At 65.2% G+C, this 25354-nt stretch carries 27 protein-coding genes; 13 read left to right on the top strand and 14 right to left on the bottom strand.

What is annotated here, in order from left to right; genetic code table 11:
* The 4 genes from FNL14_RS02640 to FNL14_RS02625 form a co-directional block, all read left to right on the top strand.
* A partial coding sequence (locus tag FNL14_RS02640; RefSeq protein ID WP_255470678.1) for a hypothetical protein occupies nt 1-613 on the top strand: 613 nt, incomplete at its 5' end.
* Nucleotides 614-712: 99 nt separating this feature from the next.
* Nucleotides 713-2005 carry a PLP-dependent aminotransferase family protein gene (locus FNL14_RS02635; protein WP_091419655.1) on the top strand — a complete coding sequence of 431 codons (1293 nt, stop codon included), beginning with the start codon at nt 713-715 and terminating at the stop codon, nt 2003-2005.
* A gap of 49 nt (nt 2006-2054) precedes the next feature.
* Complete coding sequence (locus tag FNL14_RS02630; protein ID WP_091419548.1) at nt 2055-2483, top strand: universal stress protein; 429 nt, start codon at nt 2055-2057, stop codon at nt 2481-2483.
* Nucleotides 2484-2640: 157 nt separating this feature from the next.
* Nucleotides 2641-2976 (top strand): hypothetical protein, encoded by a 336-nt coding sequence (locus FNL14_RS02625; protein WP_091419547.1) that lies wholly within the window; start codon nt 2641-2643, stop codon nt 2974-2976.
* Between the two features lie 23 nt (nt 2977-2999).
* On the opposite strand, the gene FNL14_RS02620 is transcribed toward FNL14_RS02625, so the two are convergent.
* From FNL14_RS02620 to FNL14_RS02600, 5 genes are all read right to left on the bottom strand, one after another.
* Nucleotides 3000-3617: a phosphatase PAP2 family protein gene (locus tag FNL14_RS02620; protein WP_142057431.1), complete on the bottom strand. Its 618-nt coding sequence runs from the start codon at nt 3615-3617 to the stop codon at nt 3000-3002.
* Between the two features lie 5 nt (nt 3618-3622).
* Nucleotides 3623-5122, bottom strand: a complete 1500-nt coding sequence (locus FNL14_RS02615; protein ID WP_142057429.1) for a dihydrolipoamide acetyltransferase family protein — start codon at nt 5120-5122, stop codon at nt 3623-3625.
* A gap of 7 nt (nt 5123-5129) precedes the next feature.
* Nucleotides 5130-6110: an alpha-ketoacid dehydrogenase subunit beta gene (locus FNL14_RS02610; RefSeq protein WP_142057427.1), complete on the bottom strand. Its 981-nt coding sequence runs from the start codon at nt 6108-6110 to the stop codon at nt 5130-5132.
* Nucleotides 6110-7381: a pyruvate dehydrogenase (acetyl-transferring) E1 component subunit alpha gene (gene pdhA, locus FNL14_RS02605; protein ID WP_142057425.1), complete on the bottom strand. Its 1272-nt coding sequence runs from the start codon at nt 7379-7381 to the stop codon at nt 6110-6112. The genes FNL14_RS02610 and pdhA overlap by 1 nt, the downstream gene beginning before the upstream one ends.
* A gap of 149 nt (nt 7382-7530) precedes the next feature.
* Complete coding sequence (locus tag FNL14_RS02600; protein WP_142057423.1) at nt 7531-8649, bottom strand: histidinol-phosphate transaminase; 1119 nt, start codon at nt 8647-8649, stop codon at nt 7531-7533.
* Between the two features lie 153 nt (nt 8650-8802).
* On the opposite strand from FNL14_RS02600, the gene FNL14_RS02595 reads away from it, so the two are divergent.
* Nucleotides 8803-9225, top strand: coding sequence for a phage holin family protein (locus tag FNL14_RS02595; RefSeq protein ID WP_142057421.1), 423 nt, complete (start codon nt 8803-8805; stop codon nt 9223-9225).
* 26 nt (nt 9226-9251) lie between these two features.
* Here FNL14_RS02595 and FNL14_RS02590 read toward each other — a convergent pair whose 3' ends face one another.
* Complete coding sequence (locus FNL14_RS02590) at nt 9252-10577, bottom strand: hypothetical protein (RefSeq protein WP_255470677.1); 1326 nt, start codon at nt 10575-10577, stop codon at nt 9252-9254.
* 11 nt (nt 10578-10588) lie between these two features.
* The gene (locus tag FNL14_RS02585) at nt 10589-10891 is read right to left on the bottom strand and encodes a hypothetical protein (RefSeq protein WP_142057417.1); all 303 of its coding nucleotides are present in this window, start codon (nt 10889-10891) and stop codon (nt 10589-10591) included.
* Nucleotides 10892-11041: 150 nt separating this feature from the next.
* On the opposite strand from FNL14_RS02585, the gene purB reads away from it, so the two are divergent.
* Nucleotides 11042-12484, top strand: coding sequence for an adenylosuccinate lyase (purB, locus tag FNL14_RS02580; RefSeq protein ID WP_142057415.1), 1443 nt, complete (start codon nt 11042-11044; stop codon nt 12482-12484).
* A 126-nt stretch (nt 12485-12610) separates the two neighbouring features.
* Nucleotides 12611-13285, top strand: a complete 675-nt coding sequence (locus FNL14_RS02575; RefSeq protein WP_142057413.1) for a histidine phosphatase family protein — start codon at nt 12611-12613, stop codon at nt 13283-13285.
* Here the strand turns inward: FNL14_RS02575 and FNL14_RS02570 are convergent.
* From FNL14_RS02570 to FNL14_RS02560, 3 genes are all read right to left on the bottom strand, one after another.
* Complete coding sequence (locus FNL14_RS02570) at nt 13282-14205, bottom strand: serine/threonine-protein kinase (RefSeq protein ID WP_142057411.1); 924 nt, start codon at nt 14203-14205, stop codon at nt 13282-13284. The genes FNL14_RS02575 and FNL14_RS02570 overlap by 4 nt on opposite strands.
* On the bottom strand, nt 14202-14489 hold the full coding sequence (locus FNL14_RS02565) for a hypothetical protein (protein WP_142057409.1): 288 nt from the start codon (nt 14487-14489) through the stop codon (nt 14202-14204). Before FNL14_RS02565 ends, FNL14_RS02570 begins: the two co-directional genes overlap by 4 nt.
* Nucleotides 14490-14559: 70 nt before the next feature.
* Entirely contained in the window at nt 14560-15075 is a 516-nt protein-coding gene (locus FNL14_RS02560; RefSeq protein WP_142057407.1) for a MarR family winged helix-turn-helix transcriptional regulator, read from the bottom strand.
* A gap of 144 nt (nt 15076-15219) precedes the next feature.
* On the opposite strand from FNL14_RS02560, the gene FNL14_RS02555 reads away from it, so the two are divergent.
* The 5 genes from FNL14_RS02555 (at nt 15220) to FNL14_RS02535 (ending at nt 20420) form a co-directional block, all read left to right on the top strand.
* On the top strand, nt 15220-15723 hold the full coding sequence (locus FNL14_RS02555; RefSeq protein ID WP_091419524.1) for a GNAT family N-acetyltransferase: 504 nt from the start codon (nt 15220-15222) through the stop codon (nt 15721-15723).
* 58 nt (nt 15724-15781) lie between these two features.
* On the top strand, nt 15782-16216 hold the full coding sequence (locus FNL14_RS02550; RefSeq protein ID WP_142057405.1) for an acyl-CoA thioesterase: 435 nt from the start codon (nt 15782-15784) through the stop codon (nt 16214-16216).
* 203 nt (nt 16217-16419) lie between these two features.
* A complete protein-coding gene (locus FNL14_RS02545) occupies nt 16420-17496 on the top strand; it encodes an extracellular solute-binding protein (RefSeq protein ID WP_142057403.1) in 1077 nt (358 codons plus the stop codon).
* Nucleotides 17497-17541: 45 nt separating this feature from the next.
* Nucleotides 17542-18609 (top strand): ABC transporter ATP-binding protein, encoded by a 1068-nt coding sequence (locus FNL14_RS02540; protein ID WP_142057401.1) that lies wholly within the window; start codon nt 17542-17544, stop codon nt 18607-18609.
* Nucleotides 18606-20420, top strand: coding sequence for an iron ABC transporter permease (locus FNL14_RS02535; RefSeq protein WP_142057399.1), 1815 nt, complete (start codon nt 18606-18608; stop codon nt 20418-20420). The genes FNL14_RS02540 and FNL14_RS02535 overlap by 4 nt, the downstream gene beginning before the upstream one ends.
* Here the strand turns inward: FNL14_RS02535 and FNL14_RS02530 are convergent, their stop codons facing one another.
* Nucleotides 20421-21476: an FAD-dependent monooxygenase gene (locus FNL14_RS02530; RefSeq protein WP_142057397.1), complete on the bottom strand. Its 1056-nt coding sequence runs from the start codon at nt 21474-21476 to the stop codon at nt 20421-20423.
* Between the two features lie 55 nt (nt 21477-21531).
* Here FNL14_RS02530 and FNL14_RS02525 point away from each other — a divergent pair, with 55 nt between their 5' ends.
* Nucleotides 21532-22068 (top strand): TetR/AcrR family transcriptional regulator, encoded by a 537-nt coding sequence (locus tag FNL14_RS02525; protein WP_142057395.1) that lies wholly within the window; start codon nt 21532-21534, stop codon nt 22066-22068.
* Here FNL14_RS02525 and FNL14_RS02520 read toward each other — a convergent pair.
* The 3 genes from FNL14_RS02520 to FNL14_RS02510 form a co-directional block, all read right to left on the bottom strand.
* Complete coding sequence (locus FNL14_RS02520) at nt 22065-23255, bottom strand: 4-hydroxybenzoate 3-monooxygenase (protein WP_142057393.1); 1191 nt, start codon at nt 23253-23255, stop codon at nt 22065-22067. The genes FNL14_RS02525 and FNL14_RS02520 overlap by 4 nt on opposite strands.
* Nucleotides 23256-23371: 116 nt before the next feature.
* Nucleotides 23372-24115, bottom strand: a complete 744-nt coding sequence (locus FNL14_RS02515; protein WP_142057391.1) for an IclR family transcriptional regulator — start codon at nt 24113-24115, stop codon at nt 23372-23374.
* A 37-nt stretch (nt 24116-24152) separates the two neighbouring features.
* A complete protein-coding gene (locus FNL14_RS02510; protein WP_142057389.1) occupies nt 24153-25256 on the bottom strand; it encodes an FUSC family protein in 1104 nt (367 codons plus the stop codon).
* Between the last annotated feature and the right edge of the window lie 98 nt (nt 25257-25354).

Raw genomic sequence — 25354 nt, 5'->3', positions numbered from 1 at the left:
GCCCCAGCCACAGGACCCCCCGCCGCCCCAAAGTGCGCCCACGCCCGAAGCGCTGGAAACCCAAGCCGCCCAGGCTCCTGCCGCCTCAACCGGGACCGGGCCCGGCGGCACCCCGGCGCCCGTCCCTGGCACACCGGAAGTACCGGCGTCGCAAAGTCCAGCGACATCCGCGCCGGCCCCCTCAGGCAGGGCAGCGGCGGTGCAGGCAGTGACGGCCTATTACGTGTTGCTGGACGACGGCGGAACCAACGGCGTGCGCTTCGGCTGCAATGACAGCCTGGTGGGGGTGGCCCGCACCAGTCCCGCCGCAGAGGAGCCTCTGCCTGCCGCAGTGGGGGCACTGCTCGAAGCACCAACCGAAGCAGTGCTGCCCAAGCCGGCACGCAAGACCTACAACGCCCTGACCAACTCCGACCTGAAGTTCCTGTCAGGCAGCTTCGATGGCACCACCGTCACGGTGTATTTGGCCGGAACACTCCGGCTGGGTGGGGTTTGCGACATCCCCCGGGTGGAAGCGCAACTGACCCAAACAGCGGTGGCAGCCGTGGGAGCCATCCGTGCCGAAATCTATGTAAACGGCAACGGCCTGGCCGAAGCGTTGCGCCTCGACTGACCGGCCTACGTGCTCCTGTTCCTCCACGTTGTCCCCGAGATCAAGCTCCGAATAAACGAATGTTGCCTAGTCGGCAACTCCCGGCTGTATCCTGTGGATGTGACCCATGAGACACTGGACGCCGCAGCACGGACGCTGCCCGCCGAAGCCATAGATGCCATCGAGCGGGCAGCCACGTCCGCCCACCGCCATGAGGACTTGTTTTCAGAGCGCGCGGCCAACATACGCCAGTCCGCCGTCCGGGATGTCTTTGATATTTCCCTGCGCCCGGGACTTGTTTCGCTTGCCGGCGGAAGCCCCTACCTGCAGTCCCTGCCCCTCGACCGGCTGGCCGCCACCGCTGCCGCCATCATCGCCACGGACGGCCTGACCGCCCTCCAGTACGGCAGCGGACAAGGCACCCAGGAACTCCGTGAGCAGATCTGCGACGTGATGGCGGCAGAAGGCATCCTCGACGCACGGCCCGAAAACGTGGTGATTACCGCAGGATCGCAGTCCGCGCAGGATGTGGCCACCAAAGTCTTCTGCAACCCCGGAGATGTGGTCCTGGTGGAAGACCCCACCTACGTGGGCGCCCTGAATACCTTCGAGGCGTACCAGGTCCAGGTGGAAACGGTGGAGATGGACCAGGACGGCCTGGTCCCGGACCTGCTGGAGGCCAGGATCGCGGCCCTGCAGCTGGCCGGGAAAAACATCAAGTTCCTGTACACGATCCCCAACTTCAACAACCCCTCCGGCATTACCCTCGCCCGGAGCCGGAGGCAACAGATCGTGGATATATGCAGCAGGGCGAATATTCTAGTCCTGGAAGACAACCCGTACGGGCTCCTGCGCTTCGAAGGCGAACTGCTTCCACCGCTCCGCGCTGAGAATCCGGGGGACGTTATCTACCTGGGGTCCTTCTCCAAGATCTTCGCCCCGGGCCTGCGCATTGGGTGGGCCCTGGTTCCGGAGCATCTCCAGCGCCGGTATTACCTCGCGGCAGAATCGGTCACGCTCTGCCCGCCCGCGCTGAACCAGATGATGGTTTCCGCGTACCTGCGGGAGTATGACTGGAAGGGCCAGGTGGAGACCTACCGCGGACTGTACGCCGAACGCTGCCGCGCCATGCTCGATGCCCTCGAGGAGCACATGCCCCCGGGGACCAGCTGGACCACTCCCGAAGGCGGCTTTTTCGTCTGGGTGACACTGCCCGAGGGCGTGGACACCTACCCGCTGCTGCACAAGGCGATCGACGCCGGAGTGGTGTTCATCCCCGGCGCCGCCTTCACGCCGTCGGACGAGCCGTCCAATAAGCTGCGCCTCGCCTACAGCGCCGTGCCTCCGGAGGCGATCACCGAGGGTGTGCGCCGCCTGGCGCCGGTACTGCGGGAAGCCATCGCCGGGCTGTAGCGTAGGGCTCACCGGACTTAAGCCCGCATACCAAGCAAAGGAGCAATACATGAGCGGAATCATCGTTGTAGGGGTGGACGGCAGCGGTACGGCAAAGAAGGCTGCGGAGTCGGCCCGGGACCTGGCTGCTGCGCTGGGCGCGTCACTTCACGTGGTCTCGGCCTTTGACAGCGACCGCACCGAAGTCTTTGGCAGCGGCAGCGACCAGTGGATCGTTTCCGACGCCGACGCCGCTGAGCATGTGGCCCGCACCGTTGCCGAATCCCTGGGCCGGGACATCAAGGTGACCTACTCGGCAGCCCGGGGCCGCCCGGCGGATGCCCTCATCAAGGAGGCCCTGCGGATGGAAGCGCGGATCATCGTGGTTGGCAACCGGCGCATGCAGGGTATTGGCCGGGTGCTGGGCAGCGTTGCCAACAGCGTGGCCCACAACGCTCCCTGCGACGTTTACATCGCCAACACCTACGACGCCGACTGACAGTTACCGCGGACACGCCCCGGGGTGGCGGAAGTCGCCCCGGTGGGTGTCCGTTCTCACGCCCTTTTACGCCCTTTATGCTGTGGGCGCAACGATAAAATTGGATAAGCCCCCAACGGCGCGGACACCCACCTTCCTCCATTATCAAGGGGCCCCATTGCTCACTCTCCAGCGCCGCCAGCTCGTAGGCCACGACATCCTCCTGGCCCGGCACGGCAACCACATCTGCTCTATGCGGGTTGACCGCGGCAACGGCACCGTGGTTGCACTCCTGGATGACGGAAGCGTGGACAGCGCGCCCAACCTGATTGTTCCCGGCCTGGACATGCCGGCCACTGTGGCCAGCGTTCTGCGGGAAGACTGGAAGCTCCTGACCGCCCTGGGCAGTGCGGGAGCCGTACTTGGCGGGCTGATGATCGCGGCAGCCGTTTCCCTTGGAACCATGGCCGATCCCACCACCATCGAAATGCTTACCGCTTACTCGACTTTCTGAGGCTCCCGGGTTCGTTCCCCGGGCTAAGGCACCATCCAGCCTTGCAGCAGCCACCAGATACCGGCCATCACCACGCCGCCGAACAGTGACCCGGCAACCACCTGAGCCGCCGTATGGGCCCGCAGCACCACGCGGGACCAGCCCACGGCGGGGATAAGCAGGAGCAACGGAAGCCAGGCCGGGCCGAGCATCATGACGGCAATCACGACGGACGAGGATATCGCGGCCGCATGCCCGCTGATCTTCCAGAACGGGCTGACGCCGGCCAGCACCACCACCCCGCCCACCACGGCAAGAACCATGGCAACGACGCTCTCCGGTGCCCCTGCAGCTTCCAGCACCAGCAGTCCTGCCACGATCGATCCCAGCGTCATCAGCAGCACGGGCGCGCGCTGCTTCCGGTCGCTGACGTGATGATCGGTAACCTTTCCCAGCCGCACCAGGACCAGGAGCAGGAGGAGCGGGATGACGCACACGAATAATGCTGCCAGCGCCCCGTACGCCATGGTGCCGGGAAACCCCGGCTGGGTGAGGGGGCTGACGAGCAGCTGCACACTCACCACCACGGGGGGCTGGAACACCTCGGTGATCCACCCGGCAATCCGGTTTTTGGCACGGATGGCGCCGGCGTTGATGACCATGTTTCCTAATCCAGCAGGAGCGCCGGCTCCTCCAGGATAGCGGCGACGTCGGCCATAAAGCGGGCGGACAGGTCGCCGTCCACCACGCGGTGGTCGAACGAGCCGCCCAGGGTGGTGATCCAGCGCGGGATCACTTCCCCGTCCAGCACCCAGGGCTTCTGCTTGATGGTTCCGAAGGCCACGATGGCCACTTCGCCCGGGTTGATGATCGGGGTGCCGGTGTCGATGCCCAGCGCGCCGATGTTGGTAATGGTCAGCGTTCCGCCCTGCATTTCGGCCGGCTGGGTCTTTCCGGCCCTTGCCGTGGTGGCCAGGTTGTTCAGGGCCAGCGCCAACTCCTTCAGCGACAGGTCCTGCGCATTCTTGATGTTCGGCACCATCAGGCCGCGCGGTGTTGCCGCGGCGATACCCAGGTTCATGTAGTGCTTGACATGGATTTCGGCGGCACCTTCAGCGGTGTCCACCCAGGTGGCGTTGACGCTGGGGTTCCGGGCAGCCGCCCAGATCACGGCCTTGGCGAGGATGAGCAGGGGGGAGACACGGATGCCTTCGAAGTCCCTGGAGGCCTTGAGCCGCTTGACGAATTCCATGGTGCGGCTGGCGTCCACGTCCACAAAGATGCTCACGTGCGGTGCCGAGAAGGCCGAGTCCACCATTGCCTTGGCCGTCGCCTTGCGGACCCCCTTGACGGGGATCTGCTCGATGCGCTGGTCCTGGGGCTTTCCGGCCTTGCCCCAGAATCCGTCCGCCTTGTCCAGTTCGGCGTCCCGTTGTGCCTGGTAGCTGACCAGGTCCTCGCGGGTCACCTCGCCGCGCAGGCCTGTTGCCACGACGTCTGCCAGGTCGATGCCCAGGTCGCGGGCGATCTTGCGGACCGGAGGTTTTGCCAGGACCTTGTTGACGAGTCCGGTGATGGCACCGCCGAACGTGGGCCGTTGGTCCAGGGTTTCGCCGGTTGGGCCTGCTGCGGCGGCTGGCGCACTCTCCGGTTCCGCCGCGTCGCTGTTGGAGGAGCGGGGCTGGACGGGCTCCACCTCCGGGGCGTTGAGCGTGTGGGAGTCGGCGGGCGCGGTCTTCCGCGGCCGGCGCTTGACGGCGTCTGCCTTGGGTCCGGAACCCACCAGCGGACCGCCGGCCAGGGGACTGCCCGGCCCGCCGCCGTCGGCCGTTGCTTCTTCCGGCACGTCCGCCGGGAGCTTGCCGTACAGCGGCTGGACGGGGGCTTCGGGAGCCCGCACGTCAGCCGGCGTGGGGTCGCCGGAAACATCGTCGCTGACGCTGATGATGGCTGTACCAACGTCGATGGTGATGCCTTCGGGGACCAAAAGTTCGCTGACGGTGCCGGCAAAGGGTGAGGGCAGTTCCACGATCGACTTGGCGGTCTCGATCTCGCAGAGGACGTCGTTGATGGCTACTGCGTCACCGGGCTTCACTTTCCAGGAGACGATTTCCGCCTCAGTGAGGCCCTCGCCCACGTCAGGGAGGTTGAACTTGTTCAGGGTCATGGTGTCCTCAGTAGGAGAGGGCGCGGTCCAGCGCCTCGAGGATGCGGTCGATGTCCGGAAGGTAGTCTTCCTCCACCTTGGCAACGGGGTAGGGCATGTGGAAGCCGCCGACGCGGATCACGGGTGCCTCCAGCGAGTGGAATGCGCGCTCACTGATCCGGGCCGCAATCTCACCGCCAATCCCGCCGAAGGTGGGGGCCTCGTGGGCCACAATCAGCCTGCCGGTCTTTTGGACCGAGGCGGTGACGGTGTCGAAGTCGATGGGCGAGATGGAGCGCAGGTCGATGACCTCCAGGCTGTGTCCGTCTTCCTCTGCGGCGTTGGCTGCCGCGAGGGCCACCGGAACCAGCGGTCCGTAGGCCACAATGGTGGCGTCTGTGCCGGAGCGCAGGACATGGGCCTTGAAGGGATCACCGGCCGCGCCGGGAGCCTCAACGTCAACTTCGCCCTTGAGCCAGTAGCGCCGCTTCGGTTCGAAAACGATCACGGGGTCCTGGCACTGGACTGCCTGCTGGATCATCCAGTAGGCGTCGTGGGGGTTGGACGGGGTGATGATCCGGAGCCCGGCAGTGTGGGCGAAGAGCGCCTCGGGCGATTCGGAGTGGTGCTCGATGGATCCGATGCCCCCGCCGTAGGGGATGCGGATGACCACGGGGACGCTGAGGTTGCCGTTGCTGCGGGAGTGGATCTTTGCCAGCTGCGTGGTGATCTGGTTGAAGCCCGGGAATACGAAGCCGTCGAACTGGATCTCGCAGACTGGGGTGTAGCCGCGCAGCGCCAGGCCGATGGCGGTGCCGATGATGCCGGATTCGGCCAGCGGTGTGTCCACTACGCGGTCGGGACCGAACTCGCCGATCAGGCCGTCCGTCACGCGGTAGACGCCGCCCAGGGCACCGATGTCTTCGCCCATCAGCAAGGCCTTGGGATGGTCTGTCAGTGCGGTGCGGAGGCCTTCGTTAATGGCCTTGGCAATGGTCATGGTGGTCATCAGTGGCCTGCCTTTGGGGACGCCTGGGCTGATACTGCCTGCCGGGCCGGCTCTTCTTCCGGCTCCTCGCCTGCGAACCCGGCCGAGTATTCCTCGAACCATGCGAGTTCTTCGGCTACCAGTGGATGGGCTTCAGCGTACGTGTTGGCAAAGGCGGTGCGGATGTCCGGGGTCTCGAGGTCGTGCGTGGTGCGGCGGACGTAGGCGGCGAGCTCATCCCCATCGGCTTTGACCTTGGCGAAGAATTCTTGGTCCGCCATGCCTTCGGAGCGCAGGTACTTCTCCAGGCGGGCCAGGGGGTCCTTGGCCTTCCAGGCGTCCTCTTCTGCTGCCTGCCGGTATTTTGTGGGGTCGTCCGCTGTGGTGTGCGCGCCCACCCGGTAGGTGAAGGCCTCAATCAGGACGGGGCCCTTGCCCTGGCGTGCGTGCTCCAGGGCCCATTCCGTGACGGCGTGGACCGCGATGACGTCGTTGCCGTCAACCCGGATACCGGGGAAGCCGTACCCCTTGGCCCTGTTGGACAGCGGCACCTTGGTCTGCACTTCGGTGGGGACAGAGATCGCCCAATGGTTGTTCTGGCAGAAGAACACCACGGGGGCGTTGTAGGAGGAGGCGAACACCATGGATTCGTGGACGTCGCCTTCGGAGCTGGCGCCGTCACCGAAGTAGGCGATCACCGCCGCGGCCGGCTCAGCGGCCGGATTTCCGGTTCCGGCGGCAGTGGCGGCGGCCAGTTTCTGGTCCCGCTGGATTCCCATGGCATATCCCACCGCATGAAGTGTCTGTGCTGCCAGGACCAGGGTGTACAGGTGGAAGTTGGTGTCCTTGGGGTTCCAGCCGCCGTTGGAAACACCCCGGAACTGGCGTAGGAGCTCGGCCAAGTCCACGTTGCGGGTAAGGGCAACACCGTGTTCACGGTAGGTGGGGAAGATGTAGTCCTGCGGCTGGCTTGCGCGGCCGGAACCAATCTGTGCGGCTTCCTGGCCTGTCAGTGGAACCCAGAGGGCCAGCTGGCCCTGGCGCTGCAGGGCAGTCGCTTCGACGTCGAACCGGCGGATGGCGGCCATGTCAGCGTAGAGTCCGCGGAGCACCTCCGGGGTCAGTTTCCTGGCGTAGTCCGTAAACACAGGATCGAAGCCCAGCTTCCCGTCCGGGCCGAGGAGCTGGACCATCGGTGCCGGGGGCTCACCCATGACTGCTTCGGCATCAGCCTCGCGCTGATCGTCTACAGCTGTTCCGTCGAACTCGGTGGAAGGCAGATGTGTGCCCATACCGTCTCCTTGCTTGCCGCATCCGGATGCAATGCAATGTCGCTGGGATATATGCCTTGAAGGGAATAGATTCCCCTTACGGCATATATGTTGGCTTACTGATCCTAACTTTATCCTCAGTAACTAAGCGCAAAGCTACTTGTTAAGTGCTAGGAAGCGCGCGGGGCCTTTGTATAGTTCGCACACAACGCGAGAAACCGGCTGTTCGCCTCTTCCTCACCGATGCTCACCCTTACTCCCTCGCCGGCAAATGCCCGCACCGACAGTGCTTGTGTGGCCGCCAGTTCGGCGAACCCTATGCTGTCGGCGCCGATATCCAGCCAGACAAAATTTCCCTGCGCGTCGGGAACAGCCCAGCCCAAGCTGCGCAGCCCTGCGGTGACCCGGTCCCGCTCATCCACCAGCCTTTGTACCCTTTCTACAACCTGGGGGTAATTCTGGAGGGAAACAATTGCTGCCGTTTCCGCAATCTGCGACACGGCAAAGGGTGTGGCTGCGACCCGCAGGTGCTGCGTCAGCTCCGGATTGGAGATGCTGTAGCCAACGCGCAGGCCTGCCAGCCCGTGTGCCTTGGAGAAGGTACGGAGCACCACCACGTTCGGGTACTTGCGGTAGAGGCTGATCCCGTCCACCGCGCCGGGCTCGCGCACGAACTCCTGGTACGCCTCGTCGATGACCACCACCACGTCGGCGGGGACAGAGCGGATGAAGGCCTCGGTCTCAGCGGCACGGAGGGCAGGACCGGTGGGATTGTTCGGGGTGCACAGGAGGATCACTTTGGTTCGGGCTGTGACTGCCGCGGCCATGGCCTTGAGATCATGGCGGCCCTCGGTGGTCAGCGGGACGGGAACGCCGTCTGCACCCGAGAGGCCAACGCTGATGGGGTAGGCCTCGAAGGAGCGCCAGGCGTAAACCACTTCATCCGGCTTGCCGTCTTCATTCCGCCCCGCGAACGCTGCCAGCAGCTGGTTCAGCGCGCCCAGGCTTCCGGCGCCGGTGACAATATCCTCGGCGGGAACACCGAGGAATCCGGCCAGCTCGGTGCGCAGGCGGCTGCTCAAGGGGTCGGGGTAGCGGTTGAAGTCCGTTTGCCTCGCGATGGCCTCGACAACCGCGGGGATGGGAGGCAGCGGGTTTTCGTTCGACGACAGCTTGTAGCTGGCCAGTCCCTCCACGGCCGCGGGAGGTTTGCCCGCGGCGTAGCGTGGCAGCCTTGCCACCACAGGACGCGGCTGGATACCCCCGGCAAGGGCGTTTGATGACGTCATGGAGACCAGCCTACTTCTCCCGATGCCGGAGGGAAGGCTGGATTGTGCCGGGGATCAGGTTGAGTGATTCGGGCACCTGAAAGGCGAGCCGGGAGCCCGCGGCCGGCAGTCTGCCTTTGAGCCAACCCTAGGACGGTGTGAAACCATGGGCCTATGAGACTGATCGCCCGGGTACTGATCAATGGCCTCGCCCTCTGGGTGGCGGGCTGGATACTGCCAGGGCTGGAGATCTCCAGCTCCGCCACAGCGGATGCGGTGGCAAAGACCGGCGTGACACAGGGGACGGACACCATCGGGATTGTCCTCGCCTACCTGTTCATCGGCCTCATCTTCGGCCTGGTAAATGCCTTGGTCCGCCCCCTGGTGAGCCTCCTCGCGCTGCCCCTCACCATCCTGACTCTCGGCCTGTTCACCATCGTGATCAATGCTGCGATGCTCTACCTGACCTCCTGGATCAGCAGCTACACTCCGGTGCACTTCACCATCGATTCCTTCTTCTGGACCGCCGTTTTGGCGGCGATCATCATCACCCTGGTCTCACTCGTAGCCGGCAGGATTACCGGCACCCGACGGTAGCTAACTCAGCGATGGTGCTGCGCCCGCTACCGTCCGCCGTACCCGCGCTCCTGCCTTCGGTTGTCCGCCGTGTGGAGATTCTCCGTGGGACCCTTGGTATGGGACAGGGAGAACCGTGTGGCCGTAGCTGTTCCGCCCGCTCCCAATGCCGCACCGAGTGCTGCCGTGGACGCCAGCAGTGAGGGATCATTGCTGGCTGATACTGCCCGGGCTCCGTCCTGGTAGCTGCTGAGCTGGTGACCCGGACCAATACCCACCCGCTCCCCAGTTTGAGCGTACAAATCATTGTTCATAGTCGCCGTTACCTGGTTCCTGGCGTCCCTGTTGGGTGCTCCGTCGGTGCCGGGAACCCAGTCGGTCCGATGCTCCAGATGGAGGGTGCTGACGCCGGGATCCGGCCTGATTCCTGCCACGGGTGACCCTGCTGTCAGCACGTATTTCAGGTCGTAATCGCTCAGGAAATCTTCGTTCGCAGCCAGGTTCATCGCGTGGATCCCACCCTGGCTGTAGCCCGCTGCCACCACCGTGGCGCCCTTTTGGGCGCCGGCCGCTTTCAGCGCCTCAAGAACCGCCTCGCTCACATTGCCGGAACGGTTGCCAACGCCCTCGACTATTCCGTTCAAGCCGAATGGATTCTCGTCCGGTGTGTTCAGTTGCGTGCCGGGAATTACCACCACGTATGCCTTTTGTCCTGCGTTCTCGACCTCGACCACCTCGATGAAGCCGGCTCCTCGCGCTTCAATCAGCCGGATACGTTCCAGCAGACCCGCGGGAGAAGGATCGAAATCAATGGGAATGCTTTCTTGCGGCTGGACTTCAATGGGCCGCGGCCTCATTCCTGGATACGCAGCCTCCACCAGCATCTTGGCGAGGGGAGTTGCGGGAACCGCCAGCGCAGTCAGGTTCTCAACAGCCGTTCTGTTCAGGAATCCCGTCCGCCAGAAGTCTGACTGCATCTCCAGCTCAGCGGCGATGAGTGGCCGGTCGGGGTTGCTGTACGTCCCCGCCACGGCTTCCGCCACTTCGTACTCCTGCTTGCAGGCCCGAACGTGGCTGCTGATGCGCTGCAGCTCAGTCCGCACTTTTTGAATGGACCGCTCGGACTCGTCGACGGCGTTCATCGCCAGGCTGCCCGACCATCGGGGCAAGTCCTGGAAAGGCACCAGGTCCTCCCAGATCCGGCGGATTTCAACCTCCAGTCCAGAGAGCTTGTCCGCCAGCTCATCGAGCTTCTCAGCGCCGCCCGTCAGCTCTTCGAGCTGGAACCTGATGCCGCCCACACCACCGCGGATGGTGAGGAATCCGTCGTCGGGAGGGCCGGACAGGTGGATGGAGCCGCTGCCTGAGGGCATCACCTCAGACATCAGCGCGCAGCCGGAGACGTGCAGCCGGCAGTGAAGGTCTCCTGGCTGTGCCGCTCCACCGCAGCCCTGGCCTCCATCAAGGCTTCCAGCGCACGGCGCAGGGCTGCCGACTGAAGCAAAACCGCGTCCCGGTATGCGCGGCCTGCCGGGGACTCCCACTGCAGCAGCTGGATTTCCCTGAAGCTGTCCACAACGTCCTCACCGCGGACAACGCAGACGGCCACCCGTTCGGCCAATGCCCTCACCTGCGAGACGCGCAGCATCTCCTGTTGCAGGTCTGCCTCCGCCAGTTGGCTGCCCATCAACCGACCACCTTTCTACGCAAGGCGGCCCCGCTGATCCGCCTGGCATGAACGCTACGGAGGACAACGCGGGTACCCAACCACCGGCGTCGGCTATGTGGACAAGTAACCAGCTAAAGCTGCCACGGCAGTTCATGAAAGAATCAGCACATGCCTGAAACCGCCGCCACAGCTGATACCCGTACGCCCTCAGGACGCCTGGCCCTCGCCGCGTCCCCGGAAAAAATCGCGCTTGGCCCGCTGGACGGCCGCTACCAGTCTGCCGTCGCGCCCCTCGTTGATTACTTGTCCGAGGCAGCCCTCAACCGCGACCGCGTCGCCGTCGAAGTTGAATGGTTCATCCACCTGACCAGCAACAACGTCCTCCCGGGCGCCGGTCCCCTGACCGAGCAGCAGCAGGAGCAGCTCCGCGCGATCGTCACCGAATTCGACGCCGCCTCAGTGGCCGAACTCGCCGAAATCGAGGCAGTCACTGTCCATGACGTGAAGGCTGTGGAGTACTACATCGGCCGCCGCCTGCCCGCCATCGGCATCGAAAACCTGACGGCCATGGTGCACTTTGGCTGCACCTCAGAAGACATCAACAACCTCTCCTACGCGCTGGGCGTCAAGGGTGCTGTGGAGGACGTGTGGCTGCCTGCCGCACGCGCCCTGGTGGCCCAGATCAGCAAAATGGCCCAGGACAACCGCGCAGTCCCCATGCTCTCGCGCACCCACGGCCAGCCCGCCACCCCCACCACGCTCGGCAAGGAACTGGCGGTCATCGCGCATCGCCTGACCCGCCAGCTGGACCGCATTGCCAAGACTGAATACCTGGGCAAAATCAACGGCGCCACCGGCACCTATGCAGCCCATGTTGCATCCGTTCCCGGCGCGGACTGGCAGCAGGTGTCCAAGTCCTTCGTCGAGGCCCTGGGACTGACCTGGAACCCGCTCACCACTCAAATCGAGAGCCACGACTGGCAGGCAGAACTCTACGCCGACGTCGCGCGCTTCAACCGCATCCTCCACAACGTCTGCACGGACATCTGGAGCTACATCTCCATCGGCTACTTCGCGCAGATCCCGGTGGCAGGTGCCACGGGCTCATCGACGATGCCGCACAAGGTCAACCCCATCCGCTTCGAAAACGCAGAGGCGAACCTGGAGATCTCCAACGGCCTGCTGGACACCCTGGGCGCGACGCTGGTCACCTCCCGCTGGCAGCGGGACCTCACGGACTCTTCCAGCCAGCGCAACATCGGCGTGGCGTTCGGCCACTCACTTCTGGCCATCTCCAACGTCGCCAAGGGCCTGGAACGCCTGGATGTAGCCGAGGATGTGCTGGCCGGGGACCTCGACACCAACTGGGAAGTCCTGGGCGAGGCCATCCAGATGGTGATGCGCGCCGAGGCGATCGCCGGCGTCGAAGGCATGGAGAACCCCTACGAGCGGCTCAAGGACCTGACCCGCGGACAGCGCGTGGACGCCGCCCGGATGCAGGAATTCGTGCAGGGCCTCGGCCTGTCAGCCGATGCCGAGGCGCGCCTGCTAGCGCTGACGCCCGGCAAGTACACGGGCATCGCGGACCAGCTGGTGGACCACCTCAAGTAATCCGGCTGCAGCGGCCAGGAATAGTACGACGGCGGTGCCGGGCTTTGCGGAGCCCGGCGCCTTTTGTTGCAGGAGCCTTTCCCGGGGCTGGCCGGGAGGCATGCTCGCAGGTGCGAAACTGGAGGCATGAAGCTGCTCCTCATCCGCCACGGGCAAACCCCCGGCAACGTGCTTGGCCAACTGGACACGGCCCACCCCGGCCCCGGGCTGACCGAACTCGGTAAACGGCAGGCGGAAGCCCTGGCCCGGGCGCTGGCAAATGAGCGGATCGACGCCCTGTACGCGTCCACCCTCATCAGGACGCAGATCACCGCGGCGCCCCTGGGCCGGAGGCAAAGCCTGGACGTGGAGGTGCTGGACGGCCTGCATGAGATCGAGGCGGGGTCGCTGGAAAAGCTGACGGACCACGAATCGCACAAGCGGTACATGGGAACGGTGATTTCCTGGGCCGCAGGAGACCTTGACCGGCGGATGCCTGCAGGTCCGGACGGGCACGAATTTTTCGGGCGTTTCGACGCCGCCATCGCAACCGTTCTGGAACGGGCATCCGGCGGGGAGGCCACCGTGGCCGTGGTCAGCCACGGTGCGGCCATTCGCACCTGGGCCGGACGCCGGGCTAACGGCGCGGACCACGAGTTCGCCGCGAAGCACGTACTGGCCAACACCGGAATCGTGGCCTTGGAAGGCGATCCGGGCAACGGCTGGAAGCTCCTCCATTGGGACGGCAGCCCCGTGGGCGGCCTGGCCCTTGCTGATCCCACCGCCGAGGATCCCACTGGAAAGAACGTGGCGGAGCCCTAAGCCGGCTGCCCGATCCGGCGCGAGGGGAACACGGTCAATTTCCTGCAGGGACCGCTCGCCTTCGCAGGTGGTGTGCGTACCAGCCGGCCGGCCATTGCGGCGGCCTCGGCAGCGGTCGGCCGTGCAGCGCTGTCCATGGCCGTCAGGGCCTGGAGCAGGTTGCACCAGCCAGGTCCAAGGGAGTCCGGAACGGCGGGGCTTCGGAGAGTCCTGGCCACCAGCGACTCGATGGCTGTGCCGGGGAAAGCCTTGGCTCCGGTCAGCAGCTCCAGCAGCACCAGTCCCATGGCATAGACATCCCAGGTGGTCCGCGCCGGTCCGCCTGCAGCCTGCTCAGGGCTCATATAGTGCACCGTTCCCGATGAGATGCCAGGTTCGGGAGGCGAACCCGCCGCAGCAACGATGCCGAAGTCGATGATGCGCACAGGACTTCTCCGAAGACCGCTCAGCATCAGGTTGGCAGGCTTGATATCACGGTGCACCAGGTCCTTTTCGTGCAGGTGGGCCAGCGCTCCAAAGAGGCCGCAGGCCCAGGCGGCAACATCGGGGGCCTGGGGCGGGTGCGTGTGGATCACTTCGGAGAGGCTCGCTCCCAGGGCCAGTTCTTCGACCAGGAAGGGACGGCCGGCCAGCGGTGTCCCGGCAGGCATCACGCCCTGCGTGATAAATCTGATGATCGACGGATGGTCCAATCCAGAAAGGACGTCGGCTTCGTTCGTGGTCCGCTTGAAGTGTTTCCTCGAGTCGCCCACAGCCACCTTGACGGCTACGTCCGGGCCGCCCTCACGGTCAACGGCGCGGAAGACTTCAGCGAGCGAACCGCGGCCCAGCCGTTCCTTGAGCTCGTAGCGAGCCGCCACGGTTGCCCCGGACAGGAGCGTGGCCGGCTTCTGCCCCACCACCAGGGCATGGGTGCTCATGCAGACAGGGCGGGGATGTGGGCTGCACCCAGACCTGCGTCCAGCTGGAAGCCACAGCCGCAGCGCCACACCGGCGGCAGCTGGACACTGCCGCCGTCGTCCGGCCCAAAGGTGTAGCCGACGGCGGGCGGTCCCACCGCCGGGGTAACCAGCTCCATGCTGGTACCGCAGTGGACGGCGGCGAGCCCGGCGGGCCCATCAGTCGTCGGAAAGCCGTTCAGCGATGTCCGGCCCGCAAAGATGTCAGGGGAACCAAGCTCAGTAAAAGTAACCAACGCACTCACGACTCCGGTCTGCTGGGGTTCAGGAACTGATCGTAAGCATACATATTGCTAGGCCATCTAGCTAGCCCGCCTAGTTACTTTCTATATGCCCTTCATCGAGATGCTCGAGGGCTTCGGTCATGGTCTGCAGGAAGTCGACCACCACCCGGGCCTCCTCAGCGCTGAGCCCTTCCGCAACCGCCATCACGCGCCGGTGCATCGCACCAAGAGTCACCCGGACCTCCTGGTCCGACTCTGGTGTGGGAACCACTACTACCGAGCGCCGGTCCGTGGGGTGCGCCTCACGGCGGACGTGGCCACTCGCTGCAAGCCTGTCGATGAGCGAAGTGGTGGAAGCGCTGGTGATTCCCAGAAACTGGCTCAGGTCCTTGGGGGCCACACTCCTGCCTGAAGCCTGGGCGCGGAGGAGGTAGCGCAGCGCGAGAATGTCCGTCTCCCCCATGCCCATGGAGTCGCGCGTGGACCGTCGGACAGCAGTCTCGGCCGCGCGGTAGTCGCGCAGCGACTTCAGCACAGCCGCACTGTAGTCCAACTGCCCGTCCGGGCCATACCAATATCCGGAGCCTTCATTGCCTGTGGAGCGCATAAAAATATCCTAGACCAACTAATAACTAGTCAGCCAAGCGAATTAGCGCGCAGCGTTATCCGGCCGCTTACGGGGAAGAAACACCCGCGTAACCCGCGCCTCTTAGCCTTGTTAGGCATATCCCTTCGGCGAATCGAGGCAGACATGCAGACCAATCCCCGGCTGAACATCCGGCAGGTCGCCTGGTCCAACCCGGTGGGCGCCGACCTTCGCCACGCCCAGCAGGCCGAACTCGACGCCCGCTTTGGCACGCCGGACCACGAACCAGGCCCGCCCCCGTCGAGCGCTGACTGCGCAGTGTTCCTCGTGGCGTACGACAAAGGCTCCGGCCAGCCCGTGGGCTGCGGCGGCCTGCGGCTCCTTGACCCGACGACGGCGGAAATCAAGCGCCTCTACGTCCTGCCCTACACCCGCGGCTCGGGCGTGGCCAGCTCCATCCTTGCTGCCCTGGAAGCCGAAGCCTTCAAACAGGGAATCACCCGCATCAAGGCCGAAGCCGGTTCCGCCCAGCCCGACGGACGGAACTTCTACGAGAACTCCGGCTTTGAACCCGTTCCCAACTTTGGCCCCTACGTAGGCGTTGAACACTCATATTGCTACGCGAAGACCATCCATGCGCGCAGCGCAGCGCACACAGCAATGGCCTAGCAGCGGGACCTGGCCGTCATACTCGTTGGCGCCGACGCACCTCAGCTAACCTCTGCCTATGGAATCAGCAGACATCACCTTCCGCACCCGAAAGTGGGTCCGGCCCGAGGACCTGAACGCCAACGGCACGCTGTTCGGCGGCAGCCTGCTGAAGTGGATCGATGAGGAGGCTGCCATTTATGCCATCCTCCAGCTCGGCAACGGCCGCGCGGTCACGAAGTACATTTCGGAAATCAACTTCGTCAGCTCCGCCGTCCAGGGCGACCTGGTCGAGATGGGGCTGACCGCCACCCGTTTCGGCCGGACGTCGCTGACCATGCGGGCCGAGGTCCGGAACATGATCACACGCCAAAGCATCCTGACCATTGAGGAGATCGTCTTCGTCAACCTCGACGCCTCCGGCAAGCCGGAGCCGCACGGCTACACCGAAATCACCTACGACCGGGACAGGATTCCCACGCACCACCTGACGGACGCGCTCCAACAGGACTGACTCAAGGACTGCACGACGGCGGCCGGCGGCAACGAGAGTTAACCCCAGGTTTACGCGCGGGGCGCAAGCCGTTTCTCGAACTGGACCACAGTGGACAGTCCGGCTGTTTATCGAATCGATAGCAATAAAGCCGGATTTTCGCCATGCCCGGCTATAGGCTGGCCGGACATGCTCCGATTCCAGTCCAGAAATGAGTCCTGATCGTGCGTAAATTCCACACTTTGGCTGCCGCCGCCGTCGCCGTTGCCCTGCTCGCGGGATGCGGCGGGGGCGGAACGTCCCCCGCTGCCCCGGCCGATTCGTCACCGGCTGCTGCCGGTGGTTCCGGCGAAACACTGGTGGTTTACACCAACTCCAACGGCGAAGGCCGCGGCGACTGGCTGAGCGCAAAGGCTGCGGAAGCAGGCTTCAAGATCGAGATCGTGGGCGCTGGCGGCGCTGACGCCACAAACAAACTGATCGCCGAGAAGAACAATCCGATTGCGGACATCGCATTCGGGCTGAACAACATGTACTTCTCCCAGATCAAAGCCGAAGGCGCGCTTGAACCGTACGAGCCCGCGTGGGCCGGCGACGTGGATAAGGAATTGGGGGACGGCGAAACCTATTGGCCGTTGGTCAAGCAGGCCATCCTCCTGGGCTACAACTCCGACAAAATTTCCAAGGATGCCGCGCCCCGGGACTGGACTGACCTTTGGACGAAGGACGAATTCAAAGCCCGCTACGAGCGTGTAACGGGCTTGGGCACTGCCACAGCCCAGCTGGTTTTCGCCGGCATCCTCAGCCGTTACCGTGACGACTCCGGCGATTTGGGCATTTCGGATGAAGGCTGGAAGCAGGTGGAGCAGTACTTCCAGAACGGCAGCCCCGCTGTTGCCAAGACTGACCTGTTTGCCCGCATCGCCTCCGGCGAAGTGGACATGGGCCAGATGCCGTCGTCGATCATTGCCGACCGCGAAAAGTCCTTCAACGTAAACGTTGAGACCGTGATTCCTTCCGCCGGCGTTCCCCTTGCCGTGGAGCAGATAGCCCTGGTGAAGGGCACCAAGAAAAAGGATGAGGCGCAGAAGTTCATCGACTGGTTCGGCAGCTCCGACGTGCAGGGAGAGTTTGCGCAGAAGTTCAACTCCATGCCGGTGAACAAGACCGCCCAGTCCAAAGCCAACCCGGAGGTGGTGGACTTCTTCGCCGACCTCAAGCAGCAGGACATCGACTGGGAATTCGTGCAGGAAAACATGGGCGCCTGGGTGGAGAAGATCGAGCTCGAGTACATGACGTAACCGGTTCAGCCCCGCCCGCTTCCGGTTCCACCAGACAGGTTAGCCATGATCCGCTTGGACAACATCGAAGTTTCCTTTGGCGATTTCACCGCCATCCCGAACCTGGACCTGCACGTCCGGCCCGGCGAGTTTTTCACCTTGCTGGGACCGTCGGGCTGCGGAAAGACGACGGCGCTGCGCACCTTGGCCGGTTTCATCCAGCCATCCAAGGGCACAGTGCGGGTGGACGGCAAGGATGTCACCAGGCTTCCCAGCGACAGGAGGCAGGTGGGCATGGTGTTCCAGAACTATGCCCTTTTCCCCAGCATGAGCGTGTGGGAAAACATTGCCTTCGGCCTGCGGGTACGGAAAGAGAAACCGGCGGACAGCGACCACATGGTCCGGGACATCGCCCGGCGGGTGGAGCTCAGCGATGATCAGCTGGCCAAGAACGTAGCAGAACTGTCCGGCGGGCAGCAGCAGCGCGTGGCGGTGGCGCGTGCACTGGTCCTGCGGCCCAAGATCCTGCTGCTGGATGAACCCCTGTCCAACCTGGACGCGAAGCTGCGGCACCAATTGCGGCAGCAGCTCAAGGACCTGCAAAGCCAGTTCGGCATCACCACTGTTTACGTCACGCACGATCAGGACGAGGCGCTGGCGATGAGCGACCGGGTGGCTGTCTTCAACAAGGGCGTGGTGGAGCAGGTAGGTACTCCCCAGGAGATCTACGACCACTCCGCCACCGAGTTCGTCTGCAACTTCATCGGGGACAGCTCGGCGCTGACGCCGGAGTTCGTCGCGGAGTTGAACCGCCGTTCAGGAGCGGGGCTCAGCACGGACGCCAGCTCCTACCTGCGGGTGGAGAAGGCGTCCCTGCACGCGGGGGCGGAAGGGGGAGCCGCCGTCGGACTTCCCGGCACGGTACTATCGCGCACTTACCATGGCCTGCACAGCCGCTACGTGGTGCGCAGCCACGGCTCGGATATCCGCCTCCTGGTCCGGGAGGACGGCGGGCCGCAGCCGGAGCCGGGAAGTGATGCCACGGTGTATCTCCGGCCTGAACACGTCCTGCAGTACCACCCTGCGACAGGCAGGGCGCTGGAGCGGGAAGACCAGGCGGTACCGCTGCCATGAGCGGCACGCCGGTCCGCAGCATGGCCCGCTCCCCCTTCATCCTGGTGGTGGGCGTTGTCCTCACCTGGTTCATCGCCGCGTTCCTGGTGTGGCCCAACGTGAATATCCTGATGGCGACGTTCTTCCCGGACGGCAGTTTCTCCGGCCGGGCCGCGGAGAAACTGTTCTCCTCCCAACGCGCCATGAAAGCCCTGGGGAACAGCTTCCTGCTCGCCGTGGCACTGTCCATCACGGTGAACCTGGTGGGAGTCTTCATTGTCCTGGTGACGCACTACTTCAGGATCAGGGGATCCAGGATTTTGTTTCTGGGCTACGCCTCCACGTTCATCTACGGCGGCATTGTGCTGGCGGCCGGGTACAAGTTCATCTACGGCGACAAAGGCATTGTCACATCCCTGCTGGTCAAGGTGTTCCCTGGCCTGGACCCGGGCTGGTTTTCGGGTTTCTTCGCGGTCCTGGTGGTCATGACTTTTGCCACCACCACCAACCACATGCTGTTTGTGGCCAACGCGTTGAAGGGCATCGACTACCAGACCGTGGAAGCGGCCAGGAACCTCGGCGCTTCCACCTGGACCATCCTCCGCCGGATTGTCCTGCCCATGCTCAAGCCCACGCTGTTCGCCGTCACCATTCTGTCCTTCCTGACCGGCCTCGGCGCCCTGAGTGCCCCGCAGGTGCTGGGCGGCCGGGACTTCCAGACCATCACGCCGATGATCCTGACCTTCACCAACAGCCCCACCTCCCGCGACCTCGCTGCCCTGCTGGCGGTCATCCTGGGCGTGGCCACCATCCTGATGCTCGCCGTGATGTCCCGGCTCGAAAAAGGGGGCACGTACTTTTCGGTGTCAAAGGTGTCCTCGGCGCTGCAGAAGCAGCAGATCACCAATAAGGTAGCCAACGTGGTGGTCCACACCCTGGCGTACCTGCTCTTTGCCGTATACACCTTGCCGGTACTCCTGATTGTGCTGTATTCCTTTGCCGACGGCGCCGCCATCCAGACCGGGCAACTCTCCCTGGGCAGCCTGACGCTGGAGAACTACGTGCGGGTCCTGACGCAGCAGTCGGGGTTGCGGCCGTTCATCGTCAGCGTGGTGTACAGCGCCCTGGCAGCCCTGATCGCCGTCGCAGGCCTGCTCTTCGTGGCCCGCCTGCTGCAGAAGTACCGGAACTGGGTGGCCACGGCCTTCGAATACCTGCTGCACATACCGTGGATCCTGCCCTCGGCGCTGCTTGCCCTGGGCCTGATCGTCAGTTACGACCACCCGAATCCCCTCGTGGGCGGCGCTGTCCTCACCGGCACCACGGCGATCCTGCTGATCGCCTTTGTGACGGTCAAGATCCCGTTTACGCTCCGGATGCTCAAGGCGTCCTTCGCCTCCGTGAATTCCTCGCTGGAGGAGGCGGCGGCCATCATGGGCGCCAAAACCCTCTACGTGTTCCGCCGGATCCTCCTGCCGCTGGTGCTGCCGGCAGCCGCCGCCATCACCGCCCTGAACTTCAACAGCCTGCTGGATGACTACGACACCGCCATCTTCCTCGCCCACCCACTCGTCCAGCCCCTGGGCCTGGTGATCAAGGCCAACACTGACGGAGCAGAAGGCGTGGAGGGCGTGGCCAACACCTTTGTCTACACGGTGCTGCTCATGGTCATCACTGGTATCACCATGTACCTGGTGTACGGCCGGTCCGGGCGGAAAGGGCTGGGCAAAAAGCGGCTGCCTGCAGCGCCTCCTCCCGCGGCACTTCCCGGCTCCGCACTTGGCATGATGTCCGACGACGACGCAGGGAAGGCTGCCGCTCCCGTCCGCTGATCAGCCTGCGGAACTGCTGCCGACGGCGGCACCCGCCGGCCGCCGTCGGGCCAGGCTGAGCAGCCGGTCCCGCACGGGCTGGCCGCCTTCTGCCAGCGCAACGCGCGCGAGCGCGGAGGAGGCCACGCTCAGGGCACGGGTCCGCAGGCGGCGCTGCCGGTCGTAGGCCTGAAGTGCCTGCTCCTCAGGCAGCGTGTTGAGGAGGTCAGCCAGCGTGACCGCGTCCACCAGCGATTCGCAGGCGCCACGTCCGAGGGTGGGGGCCATGGCATGGGCAGCGTCACCGATGAGCACGGTCCTGCCGCGAACGAAGGAACGGACGCCCGGAGTTGTCCAGATCCGCTGCACCAGGCAGGCCTCGGGCGTTGCGGCCGCCAGCACTTCCCGGACGGCCGGCGCGTACGCCGCGAAGCGCTCCCGGGCCTGTTCCAGGGCTGGCGCCGCGTCGATGCCGTAAGGGCCAAGCGTGGACCGGTAGCTGGCGTACCAGAACATTCCGCCCCTTGCGGAGGCGATGCCGAACAAGTCGCCGCGGCCCCAGTACTCGCCGACCACGTCCGGGCTGACTGTCGAGGGAAGGGTTCCGCGCAGGGCGAGGTAGGGCGTGAGTTTGGCGGCGCTGCGGCTGCCCCAGCCCTCGCGGCGGACCAGGCTGTGCACGCCGTCGGCCCCTACCACCAGGCCGCCCTTGTCCGGAAGCGCCTGGACATGGTCGGTGACCCGGCGGACGGTAGCGGGGACGGCCGCAGCAAGCAGCCGCAGCAGCTCGATGCGGGAAACCGCGAACATGTCCCCGGCACTGACGGTGACCCAGGGCTCGCCTGCGGCGTTGCGAACCGAGCCGCTGCCAATCACCGGGCTGACCGCCCGGGCTTCCTCCAGCACGCCAATCCGGGCCAAGGCGCGCTGGGCATTCGGCCACATCCCCAGCGCGTTCCCCACGCTGGGCAGCGCCGGCCGCTTCTCGTAAACCGTCACCTCGAAGCGGTTCGGGTCCAGGCAGGACGCCAGCGCCAGGCCGGCAATGCCGCCGCCAACAATCGAGATGGTCTCCATGGCAGCGATTTTACTACTTTTGTAGTGAACCGGAAGAGGCAATTACACTGAGCGCATGCCTGACCGCCGGACCCAACTGCTGGATGCTGCCCTCACGGTGGTGGCTGCCAAGGGAATGAAGGGCCTCACCCACCGGGGGGTGGACGCAGCAGCGAAACTGACGGAAGGCACCACGTCCAACTACTACCGGAACCGCGCTGCCCTCGTTGAAGCGGTTCTGGACCGGCTGGAGCAGCTGGACGCGGCACTCCTCCAGGACCAGGGGCCGGCCGGTCCCCCGCAGAATATTGAGGAGCTGGCAGGTCAACTGGCCGCCCTGGTGACCGCCCTGGCCGGCCAGCACGCAGGCCTCACCCGCGCCCGGATGGCGCTCTCGCTGGACAAGCCCGAGTCGGTAACAGCCGGGCATTTCCGGCTGGTGGGCGGCCTGGAGCAGGCCCTTGCCACGTTGGGGATAGCCGACGCAGCGGCCCGTGCCCGGGACGTGGCTGATTACGGTGACGGCGTGCTGCTCCATCTGCTCACCGTCAGGCGCGATGAGCAACCCGACGCTGCAGCCATCGCTGCGGCAGTCCGGCGGCTGCTGGGTTAGCTCGCGCCCGGCCAGCCGGTGTAGGCCTCGGCGAGGTAGGCCATGCCATGCCGGGAAGTCACCACAGAGTGGAGTTCACCCAGCTGCCGGGCGCGGGAGAAGTCGTCGGCGCCGGCGGGTGTGTGCAGCATGGTGGTCATCCAGTAGGAGAACTGCTGGGCCTTCCATACGCGCTCCAGCGCGCGGTCGCTGTAGGTCTCCAGCAGCCGGTCCGAGCCGGAGTTGTAGTGGCTGTCCAGCCCTTCGAAGAGCACCTTGACGTCATGGATGGCCAGGTTCAGGCCCTTGGCCCCGGTGGGCGGAACCGTGTGCGCGGCGTCCCCTGCAAGGAACAGGTTGCCGTGCCGCATGGGAGTGTGGACGAAGCTGCGGAACGGCAGCACCATCTTCTCGATGACCGGCCCCTCCTTCAGCTCAAAGCCGTTGCCGTTGACGCGGCTGCGGAACTCGGCCCAGATCCGGTCGTCATCCCACTCCGCCACGTTCTCCTTGGGATCGCACTGGAAATACATCCGCTGCACCGTCTCGGTACGCTGGCTGATCAGGGCGAAGCCGTTGTCCGAGTTGGCGTAGATCAGCTCATCCGAGCTGCGCGGCGCTTCGGCGAGGATCCCGAACCAGGCGAAGGGGTACTCGTGGAAGTACCACTTGCGGTGCGCCTCCGGAATCTGGAACCGGCAGTGGCTGCGGGAACCGTCCGCGCCCACCAGGAAGTCCGCCTGGATCTCGAACTCCACGCCGTCGGCGTCGGTGAACCAGACCTTGGGCTTGCCCTCAAGATCATGGATGGAAGTGTCCGTGACGCTGTAGCGGACGTCACCGCCGTCGTCCTTCCTGCGTGCGGCGAGGTCCAGGAAGACGTCCGTCTGCGGGTACAGCCACACGGATTCGCCCACGAGGTCCTTGAAGTCCACGCGGTGGCTCTCGCCGTTGAAACGCAGTTCGATGCCGTCATGCCGGTCGCCCTGGCGCAGCACCCGGTCCGAGACTCCGCTGTCCACCAGCAGGTTGACGGTGCCGTGTTCCAGGATGCCGGCGCGGACGGTGTGGGCGATGTCCTCGTGGCTGCGGACTTCGATGACCGTGGACTCGATGCCCGATTTCGCCAGCAGGTGGGAGAGCATCAGCCCGGCGGGCCCGGCTCCCATGATGGCCACCTGGGTGGTGATGGTCTTGCGTGCTGGCATGGCGTGTCTCGCTTCGTTGCGGGGCTCCGCGGGGGCGGCGCCGGGCTGGTGGGTCTGGCAATCAGTGTGCGCCACCGGTGGTGATTCCCGACACGGAAATTCCGTTGAATGGTCCGCTAGGAGTCGGCCAGCTGGCGGGCGATGCCGCGGGCAGCTGTCTGCAGCGCCGGCACCAGGGCCTGCAGGCGCATCTCGCGCAAAGGAACCACGACGCCGAGCGATGCCACCGCACGTTGCTTGCGGTTGAGCACGGGGACAGCAATCCCCCAAGTGTCCGGATCCACCACACCTTTCAGTTGGGCGAAGCCCTGGTGGGCCGTTTCGGCCAGCAGGGTCCGGACGTCCTCCTTGGTGAGCTTCCCGTCGGGATCAACGAACTGGTCCAGGTACTCGCGCTGGAGCGACCTGTCCTGGTGGGCCATCAATGCCAGCCCCGCGGACGAGATATGGACGGGCATCCGGCCCGCCACCTGGGCGCGGTTGGCCACCGAACCGCGCCGGGACAGCCGCTCCACAAAAAGCGCCTCCCAGCCGTCAAGCACCGCCAGGTTCACGTTTTGGTTCAGGACGTGCTGGATGTCCTCCATAAACGGCATCGCGGCCTGGCGCAGCGCCAGCGCCGGGGACGTCCGGTTCACGAGCTCCCATAGGCGGAGACCCGGCTGGACCGTACCGCCGGGGCCGGTATCGAGCAGTCCATGTCCGGCGAGTTGGCGGACCAGGCGGTGGGTGGTGGTCAGTGGCAGCCCGGCGCGTTCGGCGAGTTCGGAGAGCTGGAGCGCGCCCACATCCTGCGGAAACGCGGCGATCAGGCGGACAATCCGGTCCACCACGGAGTCGCCGGAAGGGGAATTGGCCACCACGCACCCCGTTTCCGTTCAATGGACTGCTTCCAGCCTACCCCTGCCGCGCCGGCGGAGACTGAGCCACCTTGCCGGGACCCGTCGTCGTACGTTCCCGGAACCGGCGCCAGGCTCCCGGCGCCAGCACTACGGAAATGCCGACGGCGGCCCCGATCACCGTCTCGATGATGCGGTCCCGGAGCAGGATGTCGGGCGGGGACGACACCACCAGGAGGGTGGAAATGAGGGCAAGGGGCGTCACGAAGAGTTGGGCGAGCAGGTACTGGCGGATGATGAACATTTCGGCCCCGAACTGGCACAGGGCCATCACCAGCACGGTCTGCCATGGCTCCAGGTGCAGCAGCACAATCCCGGCCAGGATCACCAGTCCAAGGATGGTGCCGATGATCCTTTGGATGCCGCGGCGGACGCGGTGCCGGGTGGTGTGCCCCACCAGCGGCACCACGGCAGCGACCATGGCCCAGTAATTGTGCCCGAACCCCAGCAGCTCCCCCGCCCAGGTGGCCAGGGAGCCGGCGAGTCCGGCGGCGATGAGGTAGCCCAGGCCCTCCAGCCAGGCCGCGCGTTTCTCGTTGGGCGTGCGACGGACGCGCCGGGGCCGGACCCACGGGGTCCGGTGGCTGGGCAGGACCCTGGCAGAGAAGCCGATCAGCAGGCAGAACGCAGAGGTGAGCACGGCCACCAGCATGGCCTGCCACAGCGGCGGTTGGTTGGGAATGGAGGCGATGGCCGCAAACGCGAAGATATGGAACAGCGAGCCCGCGGGACGGATCCGCCACCAGGAGATGATCAGGGAACAGGCGCCGGCCACGAGGGTGGTGGCGGGAACCAGGAGCCAAGCCGTGCCGGCACTGTCGAGGTTGAGGGCTGTTGCAGTCCGGGCCGCGAGGGTGGCCAGCAGGATGACCGCGAGCATCAGCAGACCGGCGCGCAACTGCAGCGAGAACCGTGTGCCATGCGGCTCACCGCGGCCGTAGATGCCGGTGAAGGCGCCGAAGGACGCGAAGATGGCCAGGTCCAGCCGGCCCAGGAACACCAGAGTGAGGAGCGGAACGAAGACTCCCACGGCGCACCGCAGCGCGGGGTGGTGGTCCTTATTGCCGGGACCAATACTGAACATCTCGGCGAGCAGCTTCAACGGGCGGCGCCTTCCTGCGGGGCGGGTGGATTTCTATCGGGCGGCCGCGCTGACGTTCCTGCTAAATCCTACGGCGCAGCCCTCCCCAGCCGGATATG

Source organism: Pseudarthrobacter sp. B4EP4b (assembly GCF_006680095.1).
Classification (GTDB): Bacteria; Actinomycetota; Actinomycetes; order Actinomycetales; family Micrococcaceae; genus Arthrobacter.
This window is presented reverse-complemented; position numbering and strand designations above follow the sequence as displayed.